This window comes from Streptomyces sp. NBC_00461 (genome assembly GCF_036013935.1).
In the GTDB taxonomy this organism is placed as follows: domain Bacteria; phylum Actinomycetota; class Actinomycetes; order Streptomycetales; family Streptomycetaceae; genus Streptomyces.
Genome location: NZ_CP107902.1, coordinates 2,882,566 through 2,899,642 on the forward strand (window position 1 = coordinate 2,882,566; position 17,077 = coordinate 2,899,642).

Consider the following 17,077-nt stretch of genomic DNA (forward strand, 5'->3'; position numbering starts at 1 on the left):
TCCAGGCGAACGCCGGGGGGCACCCCGAACGCTGTCAGCCGGCTCGAAGGGCGAACTGCTCACGCAGCAACGCCTCATGGAGCCGTAGCGTGCGCCCGTCCGGCAGGGTCTCCAGCACTTGTACCCCGTCGTAGTTGAGGAGCTGCCGCAGGACCGCGGCGAAGCCGTCGCTCCGGGTGGCGGGCATGCCCGCACGCTGGGCGAGCGCGGTCACCGGCAGCGTGCCGCCCGCGTCGAGCAGTGCGGCGAGGGCCTTGTGGACCTGTTCCTGCTGCGGCTTGCGGGCCAGACCGTCGAGCTGCCCCTGGTATGTCTCCGAGTCGAGCAGCGCCGTCACGAGCGCCTCGGTCCGTGATACGGCGGTCGGAGTGAGGAGGGCATCATCCGCCTTGGCGGTCAGCGCCACGTCGAAGAGGGCGTCGGGCAGCGTCCCGGGGTCCGGTTGCTTCTTCCGGGGTTTCGCGGTGCCCTTCCTCGGAGCCGCGTCGGCCATCTGAGCCGCACGCTCGTCCGTGACCGGCCTCCCCGCCTCCTCCGGAGCCCACCAGATCGGCCGCTGATCCCCCAACTCCCTCCAGCTCTTGGGCGGTTCCGCCCCGAACGGCAGGAAGGCGAGCACCGGGATGGTGAACTCGGCGAGGGAGGCCCCGCCGTGGTAGCCCGCCTTGAGGGCGGTGTAGCGCGAGTCTGCGTCCCAGAGCGCGACGATGGACGCACCAGCTTCTGGCCACACCACGCGCGGCCCGGAAAGGGCGATCTCCCGTTCGCCGAGCGGACCGCCGCCGGGCAGGCGGTGGCGCGCGGAGGCGGGTTCGGTGGCGGCGTCGGCTTTGGTGCCATGACGGTCGACGACGTGGCCGTGGTCGCTGGTGACGATGACGGCCATGCCCTGGGCCGCCGCCACCCGGAGCAGGTCGCGCAGGCCGGGTACGTCGTCGACCCGCCAGGCTCCGTCGCCGAGCTTCTGTTCCTTGGCAAGCCGGTCGTCAATGGCGTTGAGGACGACAGCGACATGAGTTCTGCCGTCGGTGAGCGCTTCCGTGAGCGCCGAACCGAAGGTGTCGCCCGCCATGTCGGTCCGCAGGTCATCCTTGTGGAATACGGCGGCCGGGGCCCCGCCCCACAGCTTCAGAGCAGGGAAGAGCCGCTTCTCATCGGCCTGAGTGCCCTTCATCAGAGTGCCCGCGAAGAGCGACGTCCGGGATACGGCCGTCACGGTGGGCAGGGCGGCGGCCATCGCCCTCCGGAGGGGATCGTCCTCGGACAGTGGGTCGAACTCCGCCCAGGAGCGGCGCAGTTCCTCGCCTAGCTCGTTCGCTATGGCCGCGCTCATGCCGTCGAGCACGAGCAGCAGCACCCGCCGCTCCTCTCCGCGCCGGACGACCGGTCCGACCACGCGGTCGAGGAAGGTCTCGACGGTGAGCATGCTGCCCGGCTGGGTGCCGGCCTTGGTCCAGCCGGCCAGGCAGCGCGCGAAGGACGCGTCGATCTGCTGGCGCAGGTCCCGGACGCGGGTGCCCAGGGTGTCGTAGGCGGACTTGAGCACGAGGTTCGCGTCGCCGCCGGCCTCGATGTGCTCAAGGGCGAGGTCGGCCCAGCCGGTCTCGGTGATGTGCCTCTTTATGGCGTCGGCGACGGTGGGGGCATCGGCGGACGGGTCGGTGGCCAGCCAGCGGGCGAGACGCTGCCCCATACGCGCGCGCTCTATGCGGGCGGATTCCTCCGGATCACTGGCGAGCCGGTGGTCAGCCAGGCGCAGCACGGCCTCAGCCACGGCGGCCGTGTCACCCGTCGCGAGGGCCTGGCCGACCGCGGTGAACCGTGCGTCGAGTCCGCCGCGCAGGACGGGGCTCGCCGCTACGACTGCCTCCGCACCGAATTGGCGCGCCAGCACGGCCGCCCGGTCGAGCACCATGCCGGTAGTGCGGCGTGCCTCGCGGGCCCGGTCGGCGTCGGCTCCACCGTTGCGGTATCCGACTGCCAGCAGCGTGGTCACGTACTCCTCGGCGGACCTGCCGAAGGCGGTTACCAAGGCGTCGAGTTGTTCGGCGACCGCCGGGGGCTGATCACCGAAGTAACGTTCGGCACGGCCCCGGGCCTGGTAGGTCTCCGGGGCGGGCTCGGCGTGCTGCCACAGGGCCGCGCACACGAGGCCGAAGGCAGCGGCGTCCGAGCCACGTTCGGCGTCGACGAGGGCGAGCAGGGCGCGTCCGGCGAGGCCCGCCTGGTCCTCCTCGCCGAGGAAGGCGGTCAGTCCGGCGCGCTCAGGGCCGCGCAACCCGAGCAGCCCGTCGGAGGCGCTGGGGCGGGTCGACCAGTTCAACAGTGTCTGCGCACCGAGCCGGTCGTCACCTGGGCGCCGCGTGCCACTCTCAGTGTCGTAACGGCCGAGACGCAGGCGGCGCTGGGCGAGCGCGGTGAGAGCGTACTGCCGGGACAGCCAACCGCCGGGCACGGGCGGCCAACCGCCGGGCGGAGTGGCGTCGAGCAGGGCTTCGGCCGCCCAGTTGATGTCCTTGAGGCGCGGGTCGATCTGTCGCGCGCCGAACGCCTCCCGCACGACGTCCCAGCTGTCGACCGTGTCGATACGCAGCTTGTGGACGCGGGCGAGGATCGCCGGGTCGAGTTCGTTCTGCTCGCGGTCGGTGAGGACGACCAGGACGGCGGGGCCGGGGCGGCGGCCCGTCAGGTGGTCGAGGACGAGTTCGTGGACGGCGAGCGGTGAGGGCGCCACCGCGACGCCGGCCGTCCGGCCCTCGCCCCAGGCGGGTTCGGCGGGCCCGTCCCACTGAGGTGCGGACCGCAGCAGCACGACCCGGCGCCTGCCTCCGCCATCTCCGGTGAGGGAGGCGGCGAGGGAGGACTGCGAGGACAGGTACTGGGTGACGGTCGCGCTGTTCAGCCGGACGGCGCCCGGGACGGCGGCGACGGTGTCCGTCATTCGACGACCTTCCAGGTGATCTCGATGGTCGCGTCGGGGTGGCGGGCAGCCAGTTCGGACAGTTCCGCCTGGAGGTCGGCGGCGGCGCGTGCCGCGGTCGTACGGCGGCCACCGGACGTCCGCGCGGAGCCGCTGCCGGAGGCGGCCGGTGTGGGTGTCTCCTGCGGGGCGTACGGGATGCGCGGGTCGCTCGTCGGCGTGTTCAGGGACAGGTCGTCAGCCGTGGGCTGGGGTGCGACGGGAGGGGGCGGCGGGGTGGCTGCCTGAGTGCGCTTCACCAGGGCGACGACCTCGCGCTGGGTACGGGCCAGGGCGTCGCGCAGGTCCGCGGTGCGCTGGTCGTCGCGGGCCACGTTGCGCAGCGAGTCGAGCAGTGCCGCGCCCTCGGGGCCGAGTCCGGCCGCGAGTTCGAGGGTGCTCCAGGGCGCGGAGGCGACGGCCTCCGCGACTCCGCGGGCCTGCTTGATGGAGGTCCCGTACCGGTCGGCGCTGGTCTCGCCGAGGTCGAAGGAGGCGAGGGCCTCCACGGTCTTCTTCGCCCCGGCCGCGCCCTTGCCGGCCTCCGCCGTGAGCGCGTCCAGCAGTTGCAGGGAGCGGCGGGCGAGGGCGAGTCGTCCGGTGTCGGCGGTCTGGTCGAGACCGAGGAAGGAGGCGTGGGCCTCCAACTGGTGCACCAGGTCCGCCGCGTGGTCCCGGTGGGCGCGGGCGGCCTCGATGATCTGGCGGGCGAACTGGTTGACCATCCGGCCGCGCCGCAGGGCGGGAGCCTTCTGCCCGAAGATCGTCTCGAAGCGCTGCCGTGCCGTGTCCCAGTCGGACTCGGCGGGCAGTGGCTGGCTGCGCAGCGCGTCATGGTCCTTGATCGCGGACAGTTCGGGCGCGGGGTCGAGTACGGTGCCGCCGCGCACCCACACCCGGTCGTCCATCTCGGCGAACGCGGCGACGACGAGCCGGGCGAGGAAGTCGGGCAGGCCGCGCGGGTCGGGCTTGTCCGTCCAATCGGTCAGGGTGATCAGGGACAGGTCCCCGGTGACGCCCTGGGCGCTGGCGAGCTGGCGGAAGTGGTCGGCCCAGTAGCGGGACAGCTCGAAGTACGCCTCCTTCTGCTGCCCGAGGCGCAGGGGCCCGGCGATCCGCTGCATGAGCTTGCGGTCGGTGGCCGGGACCTCCACCCGCCCGTCACGCGCTTCCGCGGCGGACCGGACGTGGGTGAACACCTTCTTGGTGTCGACTGACTTGACGGCGGTGCCGGTGCCGTCGGGGTCGAGGTCGGGGTGCGCCGGGTACTGGTGGGCGAGCAGCTTGCCCGCGACGTGCCGGATGCCGTCGTGCAGGCTCTGCCCGAAGGACAGGGTGAGGCCGTCGACATCGGGCAGCGGGACGAGGTGGTCGTCGAAGTCGGGCACGACGTCGGCGGCCTGCTTCTGGGCTAGACCGTAGGCCTGCTTGAAGGCGCCCTTGACCTGCTTGAGCAGAGCCTCACGCTGGGTTTCGAGGAGGCCCTTGGCGCGGCTGCGGTTGTCGGCGTTGAGGTGGCCGGCGTACTGGGTGTCGAAGCGGTGCTCGTCGGAGAGGGCCTTGTCGATGACGACGAGACGCCGGAAGTCGGCGAAGCGCTGCGCGGACAGATGGGCGGGCAGCCAGGCGACGATGCGGGACCGCTCGCCCTGCTGGCGCTCGCGCAGCCGCCGGATGCGGTTGACGTCCTCGACCGGGCCCCACTCGCCCTCGTCGAAGGGGAGGTCTATGGCGATACGCCAGCGGCCGTCCTCCTGCGGCATCAGGTCGTGGTCGGGCAGCTCGTCCTCATCGGCGACGTTCCCGAACACGATCTCGGCGGTGCGGGAGGTACCGCGCCAGGTGAAGCCGAGCTGGTCGCTCAACTGCCCGTGCTCGACGCCCAGTTCCTCGGACAGCAGACGCCGGGCGAGAGCGACCCGGTTGCCGGGGTTGTCGTTGACTTGAGCGTTGGCGATGACGGAGTCCACGTCGACGCCGGACAGCTCCAGCCGCACGCCGGGGTTGGCGTCGGTGCCGGTCTCCTTGATCTCGGGGAACCGGGCCGCCCACTCGGCGACCTTGTTCTTGATGATGCCGACCTCGGCGCCCGGGATCGGCGCGAGGACGGACCCGTGGTTGAGGGCGCCGAGCCGACGGATGGTCAGCTCCGCCAGGGAGGGCACGCTGGGCGCGAGCGCCGAGAGCAGCAGGGTGCACACGAGCCGGTTGTCGCCGACGAACATGCGGCAGCGGTTGGCGCGCTGCGGGTCGGCGATGGCCTCGGGCCGGTTGACGTACTGCTCGACGTCGTCCTCGGTGATGTCGTACGAGCTGAGGAGGTAGGGCCGAAGCTTGGTCTTGTAGAGCTTGTCGGCGGCCTCAAAGACGACCTTCAGGCTGTCGGTGAACGGCTTGTCGCCGCCCGCTGCGATCACCGGGTAGAGGTCGCCGACCGGGATGAGCTGCCCGAGCCGGATCTCGTTGCGGTGGTCGGCGAGCAGCTGGCCCATCAGCTTCAGACCGGTACGGGAGCGCTGCAGCGCGGACGAGATGTGGACGAGGGTGTCCATGAACGCCGGCGAGAACGGGTACGTCAGCCGGAACGACTCCGCGTCCGCGCCGGTCGTGCCCTTCTCCGAGCCGAGGAGGGTGTCCCAGACCTGGGTGCCGACCCGCTTGGTCTGCTCGAAGGCCGCGTCGACGAGCCGTTCCGCCTCGGCGTCCTTCGGCTTGAGGATGCGCGCGTGAGCGATCTGCGGGAGGTTGCGGTCCTCCAGGGTGATCTTGTCGAACCGGCCGGAGGCCAGGTTCAGGGTGTCCTGGATGGAGGCTTCCGCCGCGCCGGACACCTCTTCACCGACGAGTTCACGCAGGTCGCGCTGGCGGGCGATGAACGACACGACGGGGATGGCACGCCGGGCGTCGCCGCCCTCCACGAAATTCGTGATCTTGCTGGCCTCGCGGGCCACGAACTTCTGCTCGTGGATGAGAGTCGCGAGCCAGAGGATCAACTCGTCCAGGAACAGGATCAGGCCGTCGTAGCCGAGCGACTTGGCGTGCTCGGCGATGACGGACAGACCGGCGTCAAGGGAGACGAAGCCGTGCTCGTTCTCGACGGCGTTCTTGGCGAAGCCGGGAAAAAGGTTGGTGCTGGCGTCGTTGACCAGCTTGGCGCGCAACTCGGCCGGGGTGGAGGGGTTGCGGAGGTTGAGCGGGGTGCCCCCCTCGTGGTTCTCCTCGGCGGCGAGCGCGGTGTCGAGGAGCTGCGGGGTCCAGGCGAAGCCCTCACCCCACTCGTCCGTTTCCCCGTCGCCCGCGTCGCCGCCGCCCAGGCCGCGGATGACCGCCTCGTCACCGTAGGTGGCACGGTTGGCGCGGATGTCGGCGAAGAGGGAGTCGGTCCGGTACACCTGCGGGGTCGGCGCGTCCGGGTGCAGCTTCTTGACGTGCGTGACGTACCCGCCGAGCACCCGCTGTTCGAGGGCCTTCGCGCCGAGCATGTGGTACGGCACGAGCAGGAACCTCTTGCCGTCCGTGGTCAGCCACTCTTGCCTGGTCAGCACCGGGTCGAACTCGGTACGGGCACGGGCGGCCGGGTCGCCGCTGAGCAACGCGTACAGCACGGCCATGAAGTGGGACTTACCGGAACCGAACGAGCCGTGCAGGTAGGCCGCCTTGGAGCGGTGTCCGTCGAGCGAGGACTTGATAAGGGCCAGCGCCTCGTCGAAGTTCTCCAGCAGCCGCTCGGTGACGACGTAGTCCTTGAGCGCGTTCTGTGCGCCTTCGGGTGTCGTCGCCTCGGCGAGGGACAGCACGAAGTCCGAGGTGGAGATGTTCTCTTTGATGTCGATGACATCGCTGAGGAGGGGCGGCTGGGCCATTGCGGGTCTCGCTCTCCCTGACGGTGGTCGGTGCTGCTGCTCGTACTCGGTGTCGTGCGGGGTCCGCCGCCGAGGCCCGAGGCCGGTCCGAGGGGTGGGGCGGGGCACAGGGGTGCGGATGACCGGTGCGGCGGGCCGGCTGTCCTGGCCGGTGGCGAGGACGGAGCCGGTCGTGCGGTGACCTGACGGGAACGACGCTCACGGCATCGGCCGGGTCAACGTAGACGGGTTCTCGGCGTCTGCACTTTCGTCCCCCTCGTACTGAACGTCACCCGTACGGCCTGCGCATAGCACCCTACATCGGTACTCCCGTCGACCCCGTGGCGTATACCCTCGCGCACCGTCCGTGCGGGCCGCTCACGCCCCGTCGTAGGCGCTACGGCCGCCATCGCCCTGTCCGGTAGGCGTCCAGCAGTTGTCGGCTCGCGACCGTGAAGGGGTGTTCGGGGCCCAGGCCGTGTTGCCGCCGCTCCACGACGTCGGTCATCAGCGCGATCCCCTCCTCCACGTGTCCGAGCGCGGCCCGGGTCCGGGAGAGGAGTTGCCGGGCGGCGAGCACGATCGGGTACTCGGGCCCGAAGCGCCGCACATACGTCTCGGCGACCCGCCGGATCTCGCGGTCGGCCTCGTCGAAGCGGCCCAGGAGGTACAGCGCCCACGCGTGGTTGTGCCGGGCTCCCAGTGTCACGGTGTGGTCGGGGCCGAGGGACCGATCGCATTCCGACGGCAGCGTGAGCAGTGTGCCGCCTTCCTCGGTGACCACTTCGGCGGCGGGCAGCATCTCCAGCAGGCTGGCGCGGGCCCGCAGGGTCAGCGGATGCGTGGGGCCCAGCGCCGAGCGCCGCCCGGCGACGGTGTCGCGGAGCAGCGCGACGGATTCCTCGCGTCTGCCGAGGTTCGCCAGCACGAGCTGAAGTCCGTAGCCGCTGTCCGCGGTGTCGGGGTCGTCGGCGCCGAACAGGCGCTCCTGGGCGCCCCGGACCGCGCGGAGCGCCGCTTCGGCTTCGGCGTACCTGCCCAGCCGGAACAGTGCCCGCCCTGCCCTGGAGCGGGCGGCGAGGACCGTACGGTGGTCCGCGCCGAGGAGTCGCTGTGCGAGGTCCGCCGCGCTTCGGGCGGTCTCCCAGGCGGAGAGGTAGTCACCGGTCCGGTGCAGGGCGACCGACAGCCGCGTCGCGACGGCCAGGGCGTCGGCGGCGGACGGCCCACCGATGTGCCGCAGCAGGGCCAGCGCGTGGGGTACCAGCAGGCGCAGTCGCGGATCGTGCGGCCCCGCGTCGGGTACGCCGGGCACGGCCGCGTCGAGCAGCCGGACGGCTGTCGTGTCGAGGGCGGGCACCAGGTCCGCGGGGGTCGCCGCCGAGACGCTGTCGAGCAGGATGCCGTGACTCTGTACGCAGCGCGCGCCGGCGGCATCGACGAGTTCGGACAGCGACTGGTCGAGGAGTGCTCTGAGGGCTGTCTCGGTTCGGGCACGAGGCAGTACGGCGCCGATGCCGGCGTGGTTGAGCAGGGTCAGCGGCAGCGGCTCGGCAGCGAACCGGGCCAGCAGTCTGAGCAGGGCCGCCGCTTCGGGCAGCCCGCGCGCTCCGAACGCGTCGAGGGTCAGCTGCCAGGTCAGGCCGACCAGATGCCGGGGGTCCGCTTCGGACAGCGCGTCGGCTCCCCGGTCGATCAGCTGGACCCGTTCGTCTCCGTCGAGCTGGTCCCCGTAGGCGTCCATCGTCCAGGGGTCGAGCACCTGGTGGGAGAGGAAGCCGCCCGCCAGGGTGAGGGCGAGGGGCAGCCGCCCGAGCCGGTCCGCGACCCGTGCCGCCTGCTCCGTCGTACCGCTGTGCGGTGCGAGATCGCGCAGCACGAGCGCGGCGTCCTCTCGGGGCAGTACGCCGATGTACTGCAGCTCGGCGCCCGGCCACCACCGGGCCGCCGCTCGCCGTGTGGTCACCAGGACGGTGCCGCGCGGGCTGGTGCGCAGCCAGTTGCCGTCCCGCAGGATCTCCGGCTCGTCGGTGTTGTCCAGGACCAGTAACCAGGGTTCGGCGGAACGGTCGAGATACGTCCAGACGAGATCGGCGGCAGGTCTGAGGCCGTTGCGTGCGGCGAGCAGTTCGCCGTCGCCCGCTCCTCGGTCGGCGGCAACGGCGAGCATGCCGGCGCGCAGGCTCGCACGGTCGGAGGCGTTGACCCACAGGCCCACCCGGCCCTGTTCTGCGGTGACCTCCTGGAAGAGGGCGCAGGCGACCGCCGTCTTGCCCGAGCCGCCCATGCCGTACAGCACGTAGACCTGGCCGCCGCGCTCCGCCTCGACGCTCGCCCGCAGGTGTTCCATCACCTCGCTGCGGTCGCGCAGCGCGACGGGGGACCGGCCGACCGCCGGGCGTCGCACCGAGTCCGGTCCGCCGTGCTCCGGCCCGTCACCGCCGGAGTGGTGGTGGTGTTCGCTGATGTGCTGGTCGCCCCGCGACTGGTAGACACGTCCCTGGTCCTCGGCGTGGCCGTCCGTCCCACCCGTCATCGCTCTGCGATGTGCTGGTCACGTCCCGCTTGGTAGACCCGGGCCTGACCGGACGCGGTCGCGTGCTGGGTGAACTGCCGGGCGGCCGAGCCACCGGGATCGAGTCGGTCCAGCAGTGCGCGCAGTTCCTCGACGGCGTCGGGCCGGGCGACGAGCAGCCGCCGCACCAACCCCTGCCACTGAAGGCGGAGTTCGTCCAGGGTCTCCTGGTCGTCCGCCGCCACGGCGGCCAGCACCTGCTCGCGACCGGCCTCCAACTCGGCGGCGACGGTCTCGGCGCGCTCGGGTTGCGTCCGACGCCAGAGCTGTGTGATCCCGTCACGCACACGGTGCCAGGCATCGGTCGCCATCAACGCGACCAAGGTGGTCCCCGCGCTCTGTGCGAGCAAGGTCACTTCTGGGTCCACAGCCGCCCCTCCGTTCACCTGATTATCCGACAGCACAGATGGGAAGTGTCACCTGTCAGGCGTTTGCGTGATTTTCTTTCCGATCATTATCATTCCAGCCCTGAGCGGCATGAGACAAGGAGGAATCAATCCTCGCCATTACCCCTTCGAGCTGGTTCTAACACATGATCAGGCGGGTAAGTTGCACGCTACAGTGAGACATCCCGATCGATCGAGGGGGCGACGGAAATGGCCAGGCCATGGGAAGCAGATCCGGACACAGGTTTCAAACAGCGCCTGGGAAAGACTCCCCAGGAGCTCGGTAACACAACCGGAACTCCTGACTGCCCTGACATCTGGGAACTCACGAACGGCGACATCGCTGTCATCGGCCGGGATCTGACGCAGTCACTCGGAAGGAACCTTCCCGACGGGGTCTCGATCGGGTCGGACGAACGCCTCGTAGTCATCCCCCGGAACATGCTCATCGCGGCGAAGCCGGACATCCCCAGTGTTTGATTCCTTCCCCGGCCGCGCCTCCGAACGCCTGGATCGCCCCACGTACCACGCGGACTTGGGCCGGGTCTACAGCAGTGGGATCGGCTTCCTCAACAAGCTTGAGCGCGGCCAGCACTTCAAGGAGCGCGGCTTCCCGAGCTGGGAGGCCTTCGCCGACGGCGACTGGGAGGGGGCGCTGTCCCTGGCCGAGGAGAGGCGCGAGGAGTACGCCGAGGAACTCCGCCAGGCGTCGCGACTGGGGGTCAGGCACCGCCGCCTTCGCGTCGTGGAATTCCCGGTCACGCCGTATGTGCAATGGGAGTTGTTCGTCCTGCGCGTACGCGTGGACGTGGGCGACGACATCAAGGTTCTCGACGCTCGCGATATTTCGCACATCGAGCGGACTCGCCCAGTTCCAGAGGTAGTGATTCTCGGCGATGTAGCCATGTATGAGGTCGTTTACGACGAGGACGGAAATGCGGCCGGAGCCAACCGTTACACCGACCACTCGCTGATCCGGGAAACGAACGCCGGATTCGATGCACTCTATGAGCGCGGTGAGGGATTCCACGATTTCTTCGACCGGGAGATCGTCACCCTGGCCCCGCCCCGGGTGTCCGGTGCTCCGACGGGTGTTCGCGGTTCGCGGTGATCAGCGGGGCGGGATGACGAGCGAGCCCTCATGCCAACAGATCACCCCGCCCGGCGATGAGGAGAACGCCCGTCGCATCGGCCACCCCGTCGGGGGTGAGGAGTGCGCTGGCGGTGTCAAGACTGGGGTTCCTCCAGCTTGATGGCAGGGGCGTCTGCGCCGTGCTGTTCGGCGTGTGGGGTGGCGAAAGACTCGTGGTCTTCCACGACTTCGCCGTCCACGACTTCCCCATCCATCACTCGGTGCGACGGGTCCGCCAGCGGCAGGCTGGAGAGGTGCTTCTTGAGCCTCTTGGCCATCGGAAGGTAGGTCGCAAGAGTGAGCCCGCCGGAGACAACGGCCCCAACGAGAGGGATGGCCTTCGAGACGCTCTTCGCGAAGGAATCCTTTGTCATCTTGACGCCGAGGTAGGCTGCGACTTTTTTGACGATGGGATAGATGAGGCCCTTGGTGAGTGCCTTCTGAGGCAGCTTCTTGACGGCCTGCTCCGACATCATCCCCGCGACCTTCCCCACAGCGGCGTTCGCCGACTGGGTGCCGAACATCACGCCGAAGAACAGCGTGAGCACCCCCATGGTCGCGTCGTCGACGTCATCGCCGTCGTCGGAGAACAGGTCGGGCCAGCTGTAGAGGTAGGCGAGTTTCTGCGCGATACGCACCATGTGGCCGAAGTACTGGGCCAGGTCGGCGGGCACAGTGGCGGGAAGGGCGAGGATGCCGGGGATCCCGGCAGCGGCGGAGAGAGCGCTGACCTTGCCGGTTTCGAAGCGGATGGAGTCATTGGCCACCTTGTCGAGAACCTCAACAGGGATGCCCGCAGCAGCAGGGGTCTCTTCTATCGCTCTCCGGATGTCGTCCTCGGAGCAGTGGCGAGCCAGCGCACTTCGGAGGTACGCCTCCCTGTTGATACGCACACCCGGAAGCTTTGCTGCCGCCAGCAGCACCGCGGAGAAGCGCGACTCGGGGTTCTCGATGCCTTTGCCCTGTTTCATAGCAGAAACTTACAGTAACTTTGCGCCCCAAGGGGCGGGCTTTGTATGCCCAGTTGGGGCCTCCTGATGTGGGTGTCGGTGGCGTGAGGGCTGGGTCCATCACGATGTAGATCGTCGCCCAGGAAGGCGACCGCCGTCGCGAACCGCGCGTCTCTGGGCGGACGTTGATCGCGGTGGCAGCCAGCGCCGGCGCGACACCCGGTGAGCGAGGCGCCAGGGCTGCTGAAGGTCCTGCGGAGGCGGACATGCGCAGGGCCCTCGGCACATGCCACAGCGTCCGGCATCCGAACGCGAGTTCACCATGCGCTTCACCTCAACTCCACGCGGGGCCCGCCTCGCCCGCCGACTCCTCGGACCAGCCGTCGCGGATCGAAGCACAAAGACACGCTCGACCGTGTCCGTCACGGAGCGACCGCGCGGACAAGGAGCGTCCCGATGTGCCCAGGCTGAGGCGCGTCGAGGACCCGCGCGTCGGCCGTGGCGAACCCGGCCCGCGTGAGCAGGCGCTCCCAGACGGCCGGGCGGTAGCTGTAGCGGTAGGTGAACATCGCCTTTCCGGCGAAACCTCCCTTGTACATGCCCTGCGGCCCGTACGCACCGGGGATGGCCGGCGGCTGCGAGAACACGAACACGCCACCGGGCCTGAGCCGTTGGCGGACAAGGGGGAAGAGACGGCCCGGGTCGGTGAACCATGCGGCACCGAAGATCGAGTAGACCGCGTCGTACACCTTCTCGTGCCCGCTCAGGTACTCCAGCACCTCGCAGCACACGAACTCCGCACCGGTACCGGCCCACTTCGTGGTGGTCTTCTCGACCATGACGGGAGACAGGTCGACACCCCGAGCGGCGATGCCGCGCTCAGCAAGGTGGGCGAGGGCGCGGCCGGTGCCGCAGCCGATCTCCAGCACGGAGCGCGAGTCGCCCAGCAGCTCCGGGCCGGGTCCGTGACCGGCGTACTGGGTCCAGCAGAACCCCGGCTCCGCGTCTTCCTTGAAAGCGGAAGCGGCGAAGGTGTCCCACAGCTCCGTCTCGGCAGCGATGTCGTGTTGTGCGGGCAAGTCGATTCCTCTTCGCAAAGGCTGGCCCCTGTCCTCCTGGGGACCGAGGACAGGGGCCAGCGTAGGACTGTTCAGTGGCTGTCAGGGACCTTGTTGTCGCACGGCGAGCAGTCCGTGCCGTCGATCGCCCACAGCTCCTTGTCGATGTCGAAGCCGATGGAGTTCAGGAAGCCCGCCGTACGCAGGCACAGACCGTCGCGACGGCGCTGGATGAACGGGGCGTGGTGCTTGTAGCGACCCTCGTTGTACGCGTCGCAGAGGGCCCACCACACGGGAGTGTCAAGGATGAGCTGGTGAACACCGATGTCGACGAGCTTGCCGACCCCGAGGTGGACCTCCGGGTGCTCCATGCAGCCGATGGTGTACATGACCGCGTTGCCGAGGATCCGCTCGGCCATGTCGCGGACCATCGTGTGGTCGCGCAGCAGCAGAGCCACCTCGCGGTCCCACAGGGTCATGTCGCCGTCCAGCACGTTGATCGTCAGGTGCTTGATGCGGGGCTGAACGGCGTTGAGGAGTTCCTTCGGGTCCCGTGTGCGGGTGCTCACGGGCCGGTCGAGTGTGGCGGTCATGGACTACTCCTTCGAAGACAGCTCGTGTCGTACCGGTTCGAGCCCGCCCCGCCTGTCAGCCTGTCCCGGCTGAAAGCGCGGCGCGGGCGCCTTTGAGGATCCCGTTCCAGCGAGGACTACTGGGTGACCTGGCTGGAGCGGGCGGCTGGGTGGAGCCCTGGCGGTTGCCCATTCAGCAGACATGGTCGAGGTGTCCGGAGTGGTCACGAGAAGACCCCGCCACTGCTTGCCGAGTTCAGAGCACGGGTTCGCTCCCGCATGGCCTGCTGCCGCTCCTCGTCCGTTGCACGGCGGACGCGAGCAGGGTCGACGCCCCACTCGCGTCCGCCCGTCACCGGCCGAAGCTGCACGACCCGTCCGAGGTGACCCATGACGTAGCCGAGCCTGTCGCGCTCGGTGTCGACGACCAGCGCGCCCTCCGGCTGCTGTTCCTCAGGCATCACGCGTCACCCCCGTCGGATCGCTTCGGCCAGGCGGGCGGCCACGTCGGAGCGCACCCGCCCCAGCTCAATGAGCCGCAGCGTGGGGGAGGCAGGGTCGACCCTCAGCGAGGGCAGGACGAGCCCGACATCGGACAGCGCCGCTCTCAACGTCTCCGCCGCCGCGTGCGGGTCGACGTTGTTCCGTTCTTTCGAGGCCATGAGCAGGACGCTAGAAGCGGGACGTTGACTGGCGGTATGCTGTTTTCTCGAATTTGCTCGCCTCGCGCCCAAGATTGCTGGTGTTTTCCCCTGAGCCCTGCCTGACCCCGTAGTGCCAGGCCCGGACCCCCGACCATGCTGATGGGATCAACACCCCGCGAAAGGGAGGAACGTCCATGGCGCGTCGGTTGCGCTTCACCGGCACGGACAGCAAGGTCGACGGTTGCCCCGCCCTGCACACGGACGAAGGCACCGGCGAGATCATCGTTCAGGGCACGCCCGTCACCGCCCCCGAAGACCTCGCACAGCTCCAGCACTTCGGAGTCAGCGAGGCAGCGGTGGCCGTGCCGCGCGAACTGCTCGTGAACTGGGGACCGAAGGAGATGGAGCGAGTGCCGGAACTCGTGGACCGGGCCACCTTCCGCCGCCTGTTCGAGACCTTCGAGCACACCGCCTGGCGGCTGGAGACGCGGCGCGGTTACGCGTCGGACCGACAGGACCCCGACTTTCAGGCGTTCCTGGCCACCGGCTCGTCACCCTGCGACCCCGACGAACCCTGGTTCGTCAACATCAAGGCCCAGACGGGCGCCGGTAAGACGGTCGGCCGTGTCCGCATCGCCGACAACCCGCCCACCACGGAACAGCTGTTCCTGCTCGACTACGCCCGGCACAACGCCACCTTCGGCGAAGACATCCGGTACCTGTGGCGCGAGGACGCCGCGCGGGCCGGCCTACCCGCCGAGGACTTCTGGATCTTCGATTCACGGCTGGTCGCCCTGCTGCACTTCGACGACGAGGACAACCTGCTCGACATCGAGCTGATCACCGAACCGGCTGAGGTCGTGCGGTACGCCATCGTGCGCGACGCAGCGACGCACCACGCAATCCCGCGCGACCAGTTCGCCACGCAGGTGGCCACGACCGAATAGCGCGTGACAGGTGAGCACTGACTACCAGCAGGCACGGGTGGCGTTGGGGGCGCGGCTGCGCGAGCTCCGTTTCCTGTGCCCTGGTGGTCGGCTCACCGGTCAGCAGCTCGCGCAGCGACTCGGCTGGCCGGGCTCCAAGGTCAGCAAGCTGGAGAACGGCAAGCAGACGGCCACCCCCGAGGATCTGAGGGCGTGGGCCGACGCGACCGGGCAGCCGGGGGTATACCCCGAACTCGCTGCCCGGCTGGCCGGGTTCGAGTCGCACATCAGGTCATGGCGTCGAGCGCTGGCGAACGGCTTCAAGCCCCTTCACGAGGGGCTGAGCGCCGAGATCGACCGCACCTCGGACATGTGGGTCTGGGAGGAGTCGGTGATCGCCGGACTGCTGCAGACCCCGGAGTACGCCCGGCACGTCATCCAGCGGTATGCGGAGCTGCTGGACGGACCCGGCGACATCGAGGCAGCCGTCCGCTCTCGGGTACAGCGCCAGGAATGGCTGTACCGGTCCGGCCGCAGGCTGCACGTGTTGATGTGGGAGGCCGCGTTGCGGTCGCTGATCTGCCCGCCCGCGGTGCTGGCGAGCCAACTCGACCGTCTCAGCGGCATGATCGGTATGGACACGGTCGAGCTGGGTGTCATCCCCTTCACGGCGTCCGTCAAGATCGTGCCTGCCAACGGCTTCTGGGTGCTCGATGACCGGCTGGTCGTCGCCGAGGACTGGCACGCCGAACTGTGGCTGGACGACGCCGACAACATCGCCTTGTACAAGAAGGTCTGGAAGACCCTCAGCGAGTCGGCGGTGCATGAGGCCGACGCCCACAACCTCATCAACTCGGCCCGCCGAGCCTTGAACTCGCGTTGAGGGGGCTCAAGCTCCCGTTGGGATGTGCGCAGGGCCCCTGGGTAAGCACACGCCTGCCCAGGGGCCCTGCCGCTGTCAGAGGGCCGCGAACTCGACGAACGCGGTCCACGCCGTGGGTTCTACGGCGAGTGCGGCGCGGGTTGTGTCCTTTGAGTCGCGGACGTGGACCCTGGCCGGGGCAGCGGCAACTTCGACGCACTGACCGCCCTCAGCGCCGCTGTAGCTGCTCTTGACCCAGACAAGCGCAGGCGTGGGACCGCGCTTTGCTTCAGCGTTCATCTCTCTCCCAACAGCTTCTCGATGAAGGCCAGGGACTCACTCGGAGTGAGAGCCTGCGCTCGGATAATCCCATAGCGCGCGGACAGCGCATGGACCGCATCTCGCTCGGTGACCAGCGTGCTCCGACCTTGAGCCTCCATGTAACCGACCTGTTGCCCCTGCCTCGGCATCAGCAAGGTGAACGCGCCATCCACACCAGCATTGTCCTCGCGGTCGAGCGGCATCACCTGAAGCTCGACGTTCCGCTTCTGGCCGAGCAAAAGCAGCTGCTCAAGCTGTCCGCGCCACACCTGCTCGCCGCCGAGCGGCCGCCCTACAACCGGCTCCTCCATGACGAAGCTCAGCAGCGGGGCAGGCCACCTGTCGAAGATCTCCTGTCGTGTGAGTCGCGCTGCAACGCGCTGCTCGATGGTCGCCTCGTCCAGCAGTGGACGCCGCATCCCCAGCAGAGCCCGCGTGTACTCCTCTGTCTGCAACAGGCCGTTGACCACGTGGGTGTCATACACGTAAAGCTCGACTGCCTCGGCCTCCAACTTGGCCGCATCCCGGAAGAACGCCGGATACTGAGCCCGAGCCACCTCCTCCTTGCTCGCGCTCAACACCCCACCCGCCCCCAGCACTTCATCCGCCTGGTCGATGAACTTCGGCGGCGGGATACGTCTCGCCTGCTCGAACGACGCGATCGTCGAGGCCGAGTACCCGGTCAGCGACCCGAGCTTCGCGCGGTCCATCCCCGCCCGCTCCCGGAACAGCTTCAACTGCCGCCCGAACACATAGAGAATGCCCGTCCCGACCTCGTACTCCGGCTGCTGAACCTCGACGTCCACTCCGCAGCTCCTCTCGTACAACCGCCCAGTCAGCGAACTCGGAG

The 17,077-nt window shown here is 69.3% G+C and carries 15 protein-coding genes; 4 read left to right on the forward strand and 11 right to left on the reverse strand.

Going from position 1 to position 17,077, the window contains the following annotated elements; all coding sequences use genetic code 11:
- Window positions 1-34: 34 nt before the first annotated feature.
- The 4 genes from pglZ to OG870_RS13640 form a co-directional block, all read right to left on the reverse strand.
- Entirely contained in the window at window positions 35-2,941 is a 2,907-nt protein-coding gene (gene pglZ / locus OG870_RS13625) for a BREX-2 system phosphatase PglZ (RefSeq protein WP_327690900.1), read from the reverse strand.
- On the reverse strand, window positions 2,938-6,822 hold the full coding sequence (gene pglY, locus OG870_RS13630; protein WP_327690901.1) for a BREX-2 system ATPase PglY: 3,885 nt from the start codon (window positions 6,820-6,822) through the stop codon (window positions 2,938-2,940). The genes pglZ and pglY overlap by 4 nt, the downstream gene beginning before the upstream one ends.
- A 376-nt stretch (window positions 6,823-7,198) precedes the next feature.
- Window positions 7,199-9,337 carry a tetratricopeptide repeat protein gene (locus OG870_RS13635; protein WP_327690902.1) on the reverse strand — a complete coding sequence of 713 codons (2,139 nt, stop codon included), beginning with the start codon at window positions 9,335-9,337 and terminating at the stop codon, window positions 7,199-7,201.
- Window positions 9,334-9,744, reverse strand: coding sequence for a hypothetical protein (locus OG870_RS13640; protein WP_327690903.1), 411 nt, complete (start codon window positions 9,742-9,744; stop codon window positions 9,334-9,336). The genes OG870_RS13635 and OG870_RS13640 overlap by 4 nt, the downstream gene beginning before the upstream one ends.
- 228 nt (window positions 9,745-9,972) lie before the next feature.
- Between OG870_RS13640 and OG870_RS13645 the strand changes: the two genes are divergently transcribed.
- Window positions 9,973-10,242 carry a hypothetical protein gene (locus tag OG870_RS13645; RefSeq protein ID WP_266513328.1) on the forward strand — a complete coding sequence of 90 codons (270 nt, stop codon included), beginning with the start codon at window positions 9,973-9,975 and terminating at the stop codon, window positions 10,240-10,242.
- Window positions 10,235-10,873: a DUF6879 family protein gene (locus OG870_RS13650; protein WP_266585096.1), complete on the forward strand. Its 639-nt coding sequence runs from the start codon at window positions 10,235-10,237 to the stop codon at window positions 10,871-10,873. The genes OG870_RS13645 and OG870_RS13650 overlap by 8 nt, the downstream gene beginning before the upstream one ends.
- A 116-nt stretch (window positions 10,874-10,989) precedes the next feature.
- On the opposite strand, the gene OG870_RS13655 is transcribed toward OG870_RS13650, so the two are convergent.
- From OG870_RS13655 to OG870_RS13675, 5 genes are all read right to left on the reverse strand, one after another.
- On the reverse strand, window positions 10,990-11,865 hold the full coding sequence (locus OG870_RS13655) for a hypothetical protein (protein WP_266585094.1): 876 nt from the start codon (window positions 11,863-11,865) through the stop codon (window positions 10,990-10,992).
- A 401-nt stretch (window positions 11,866-12,266) separates the two neighbouring features.
- Window positions 12,267-12,923 carry a class I SAM-dependent methyltransferase gene (locus OG870_RS13660; RefSeq protein ID WP_327690905.1) on the reverse strand — a complete coding sequence of 219 codons (657 nt, stop codon included), beginning with the start codon at window positions 12,921-12,923 and terminating at the stop codon, window positions 12,267-12,269.
- Window positions 12,924-12,994: 71 nt separating this feature from the next.
- Entirely contained in the window at window positions 12,995-13,495 is a 501-nt protein-coding gene (locus OG870_RS13665; RefSeq protein ID WP_327690906.1) for a hypothetical protein, read from the reverse strand.
- Between the two features lie 203 nt (window positions 13,496-13,698).
- The gene (locus OG870_RS13670) at window positions 13,699-13,935 is read right to left on the reverse strand and encodes a hypothetical protein (protein ID WP_327690908.1); all 237 of its coding nucleotides are present in this window, start codon (window positions 13,933-13,935) and stop codon (window positions 13,699-13,701) included.
- Between the two features lie 6 nt (window positions 13,936-13,941).
- Window positions 13,942-14,136 carry a hypothetical protein gene (locus tag OG870_RS13675; RefSeq protein WP_327690909.1) on the reverse strand — a complete coding sequence of 65 codons (195 nt, stop codon included), beginning with the start codon at window positions 14,134-14,136 and terminating at the stop codon, window positions 13,942-13,944.
- 176 nt (window positions 14,137-14,312) lie between these two features.
- Between OG870_RS13675 and OG870_RS13680 the strand changes: the two genes are divergently transcribed.
- Together OG870_RS13680 and OG870_RS13685 are read left to right on the forward strand one after the other, a co-directional pair.
- Window positions 14,313-15,065 carry a DUF6879 family protein gene (locus OG870_RS13680; protein ID WP_266585085.1) on the forward strand — a complete coding sequence of 251 codons (753 nt, stop codon included), beginning with the start codon at window positions 14,313-14,315 and terminating at the stop codon, window positions 15,063-15,065.
- 10 nt (window positions 15,066-15,075) lie between these two features.
- Entirely contained in the window at window positions 15,076-15,927 is an 852-nt protein-coding gene (locus tag OG870_RS13685) for a helix-turn-helix domain-containing protein (protein ID WP_327690910.1), read from the forward strand.
- Between the two features lie 75 nt (window positions 15,928-16,002).
- Here OG870_RS13685 and OG870_RS13690 read toward each other — a convergent pair whose 3' ends face one another.
- Together OG870_RS13690 and OG870_RS13695 are read right to left on the reverse strand one after the other, a co-directional pair.
- Complete coding sequence (locus OG870_RS13690) at window positions 16,003-16,206, reverse strand: DUF397 domain-containing protein (RefSeq protein ID WP_266585082.1); 204 nt, start codon at window positions 16,204-16,206, stop codon at window positions 16,003-16,005.
- A complete protein-coding gene (locus OG870_RS13695; protein ID WP_327690911.1) occupies window positions 16,203-17,033 on the reverse strand; it encodes a helix-turn-helix domain-containing protein in 831 nt (276 codons plus the stop codon). Before OG870_RS13695 ends, OG870_RS13690 begins: the two co-directional genes overlap by 4 nt.
- Between the last annotated feature and the right edge of the window lie 44 nt (window positions 17,034-17,077).

What these genes read in the sequence shown, in the direction of transcription:
- OG870_RS13690 (WP_266585082.1), bottom strand. Translation starts at nt 16,206, where the DNA reads ATGAACGCTGAAGCAAAGCGCGGTCCCACGCCTGCGCTTGTCTGGGTC.
- OG870_RS13665 (WP_327690906.1), bottom strand. Translation starts at nt 13,495, where the DNA reads ATGACCGCCACACTCGACCGGCCCGTGAGCACCCGCACACGGGACCCG.
- OG870_RS13655 (WP_266585094.1), bottom strand. Translation starts at nt 11,865, where the DNA reads ATGAAACAGGGCAAAGGCATCGAGAACCCCGAGTCGCGCTTCTCCGCG.
- pglZ (WP_327690900.1), bottom strand. Translation starts at nt 2,941, where the DNA reads ATGACGGACACCGTCGCCGCCGTCCCGGGCGCCGTCCGGCTGAACAGC.
- OG870_RS13635 (WP_327690902.1), bottom strand. Translation starts at nt 9,337, where the DNA reads ATGACGGGTGGGACGGACGGCCACGCCGAGGACCAGGGACGTGTCTAC.
- OG870_RS13670 (WP_327690908.1), bottom strand. Translation starts at nt 13,935, where the DNA reads ATGCCTGAGGAACAGCAGCCGGAGGGCGCGCTGGTCGTCGACACCGAG.
- OG870_RS13645 (WP_266513328.1), top strand. Translation starts at nt 9,973, where the DNA reads ATGGCCAGGCCATGGGAAGCAGATCCGGACACAGGTTTCAAACAGCGC.
- OG870_RS13675 (WP_327690909.1), bottom strand. Translation starts at nt 14,136, where the DNA reads ATGGCCTCGAAAGAACGGAACAACGTCGACCCGCACGCGGCGGCGGAG.
- pglY (WP_327690901.1), bottom strand. Translation starts at nt 6,822, where the DNA reads ATGGCCCAGCCGCCCCTCCTCAGCGATGTCATCGACATCAAAGAGAAC.
- OG870_RS13680 (WP_266585085.1), top strand. Translation starts at nt 14,313, where the DNA reads ATGGCGCGTCGGTTGCGCTTCACCGGCACGGACAGCAAGGTCGACGGT.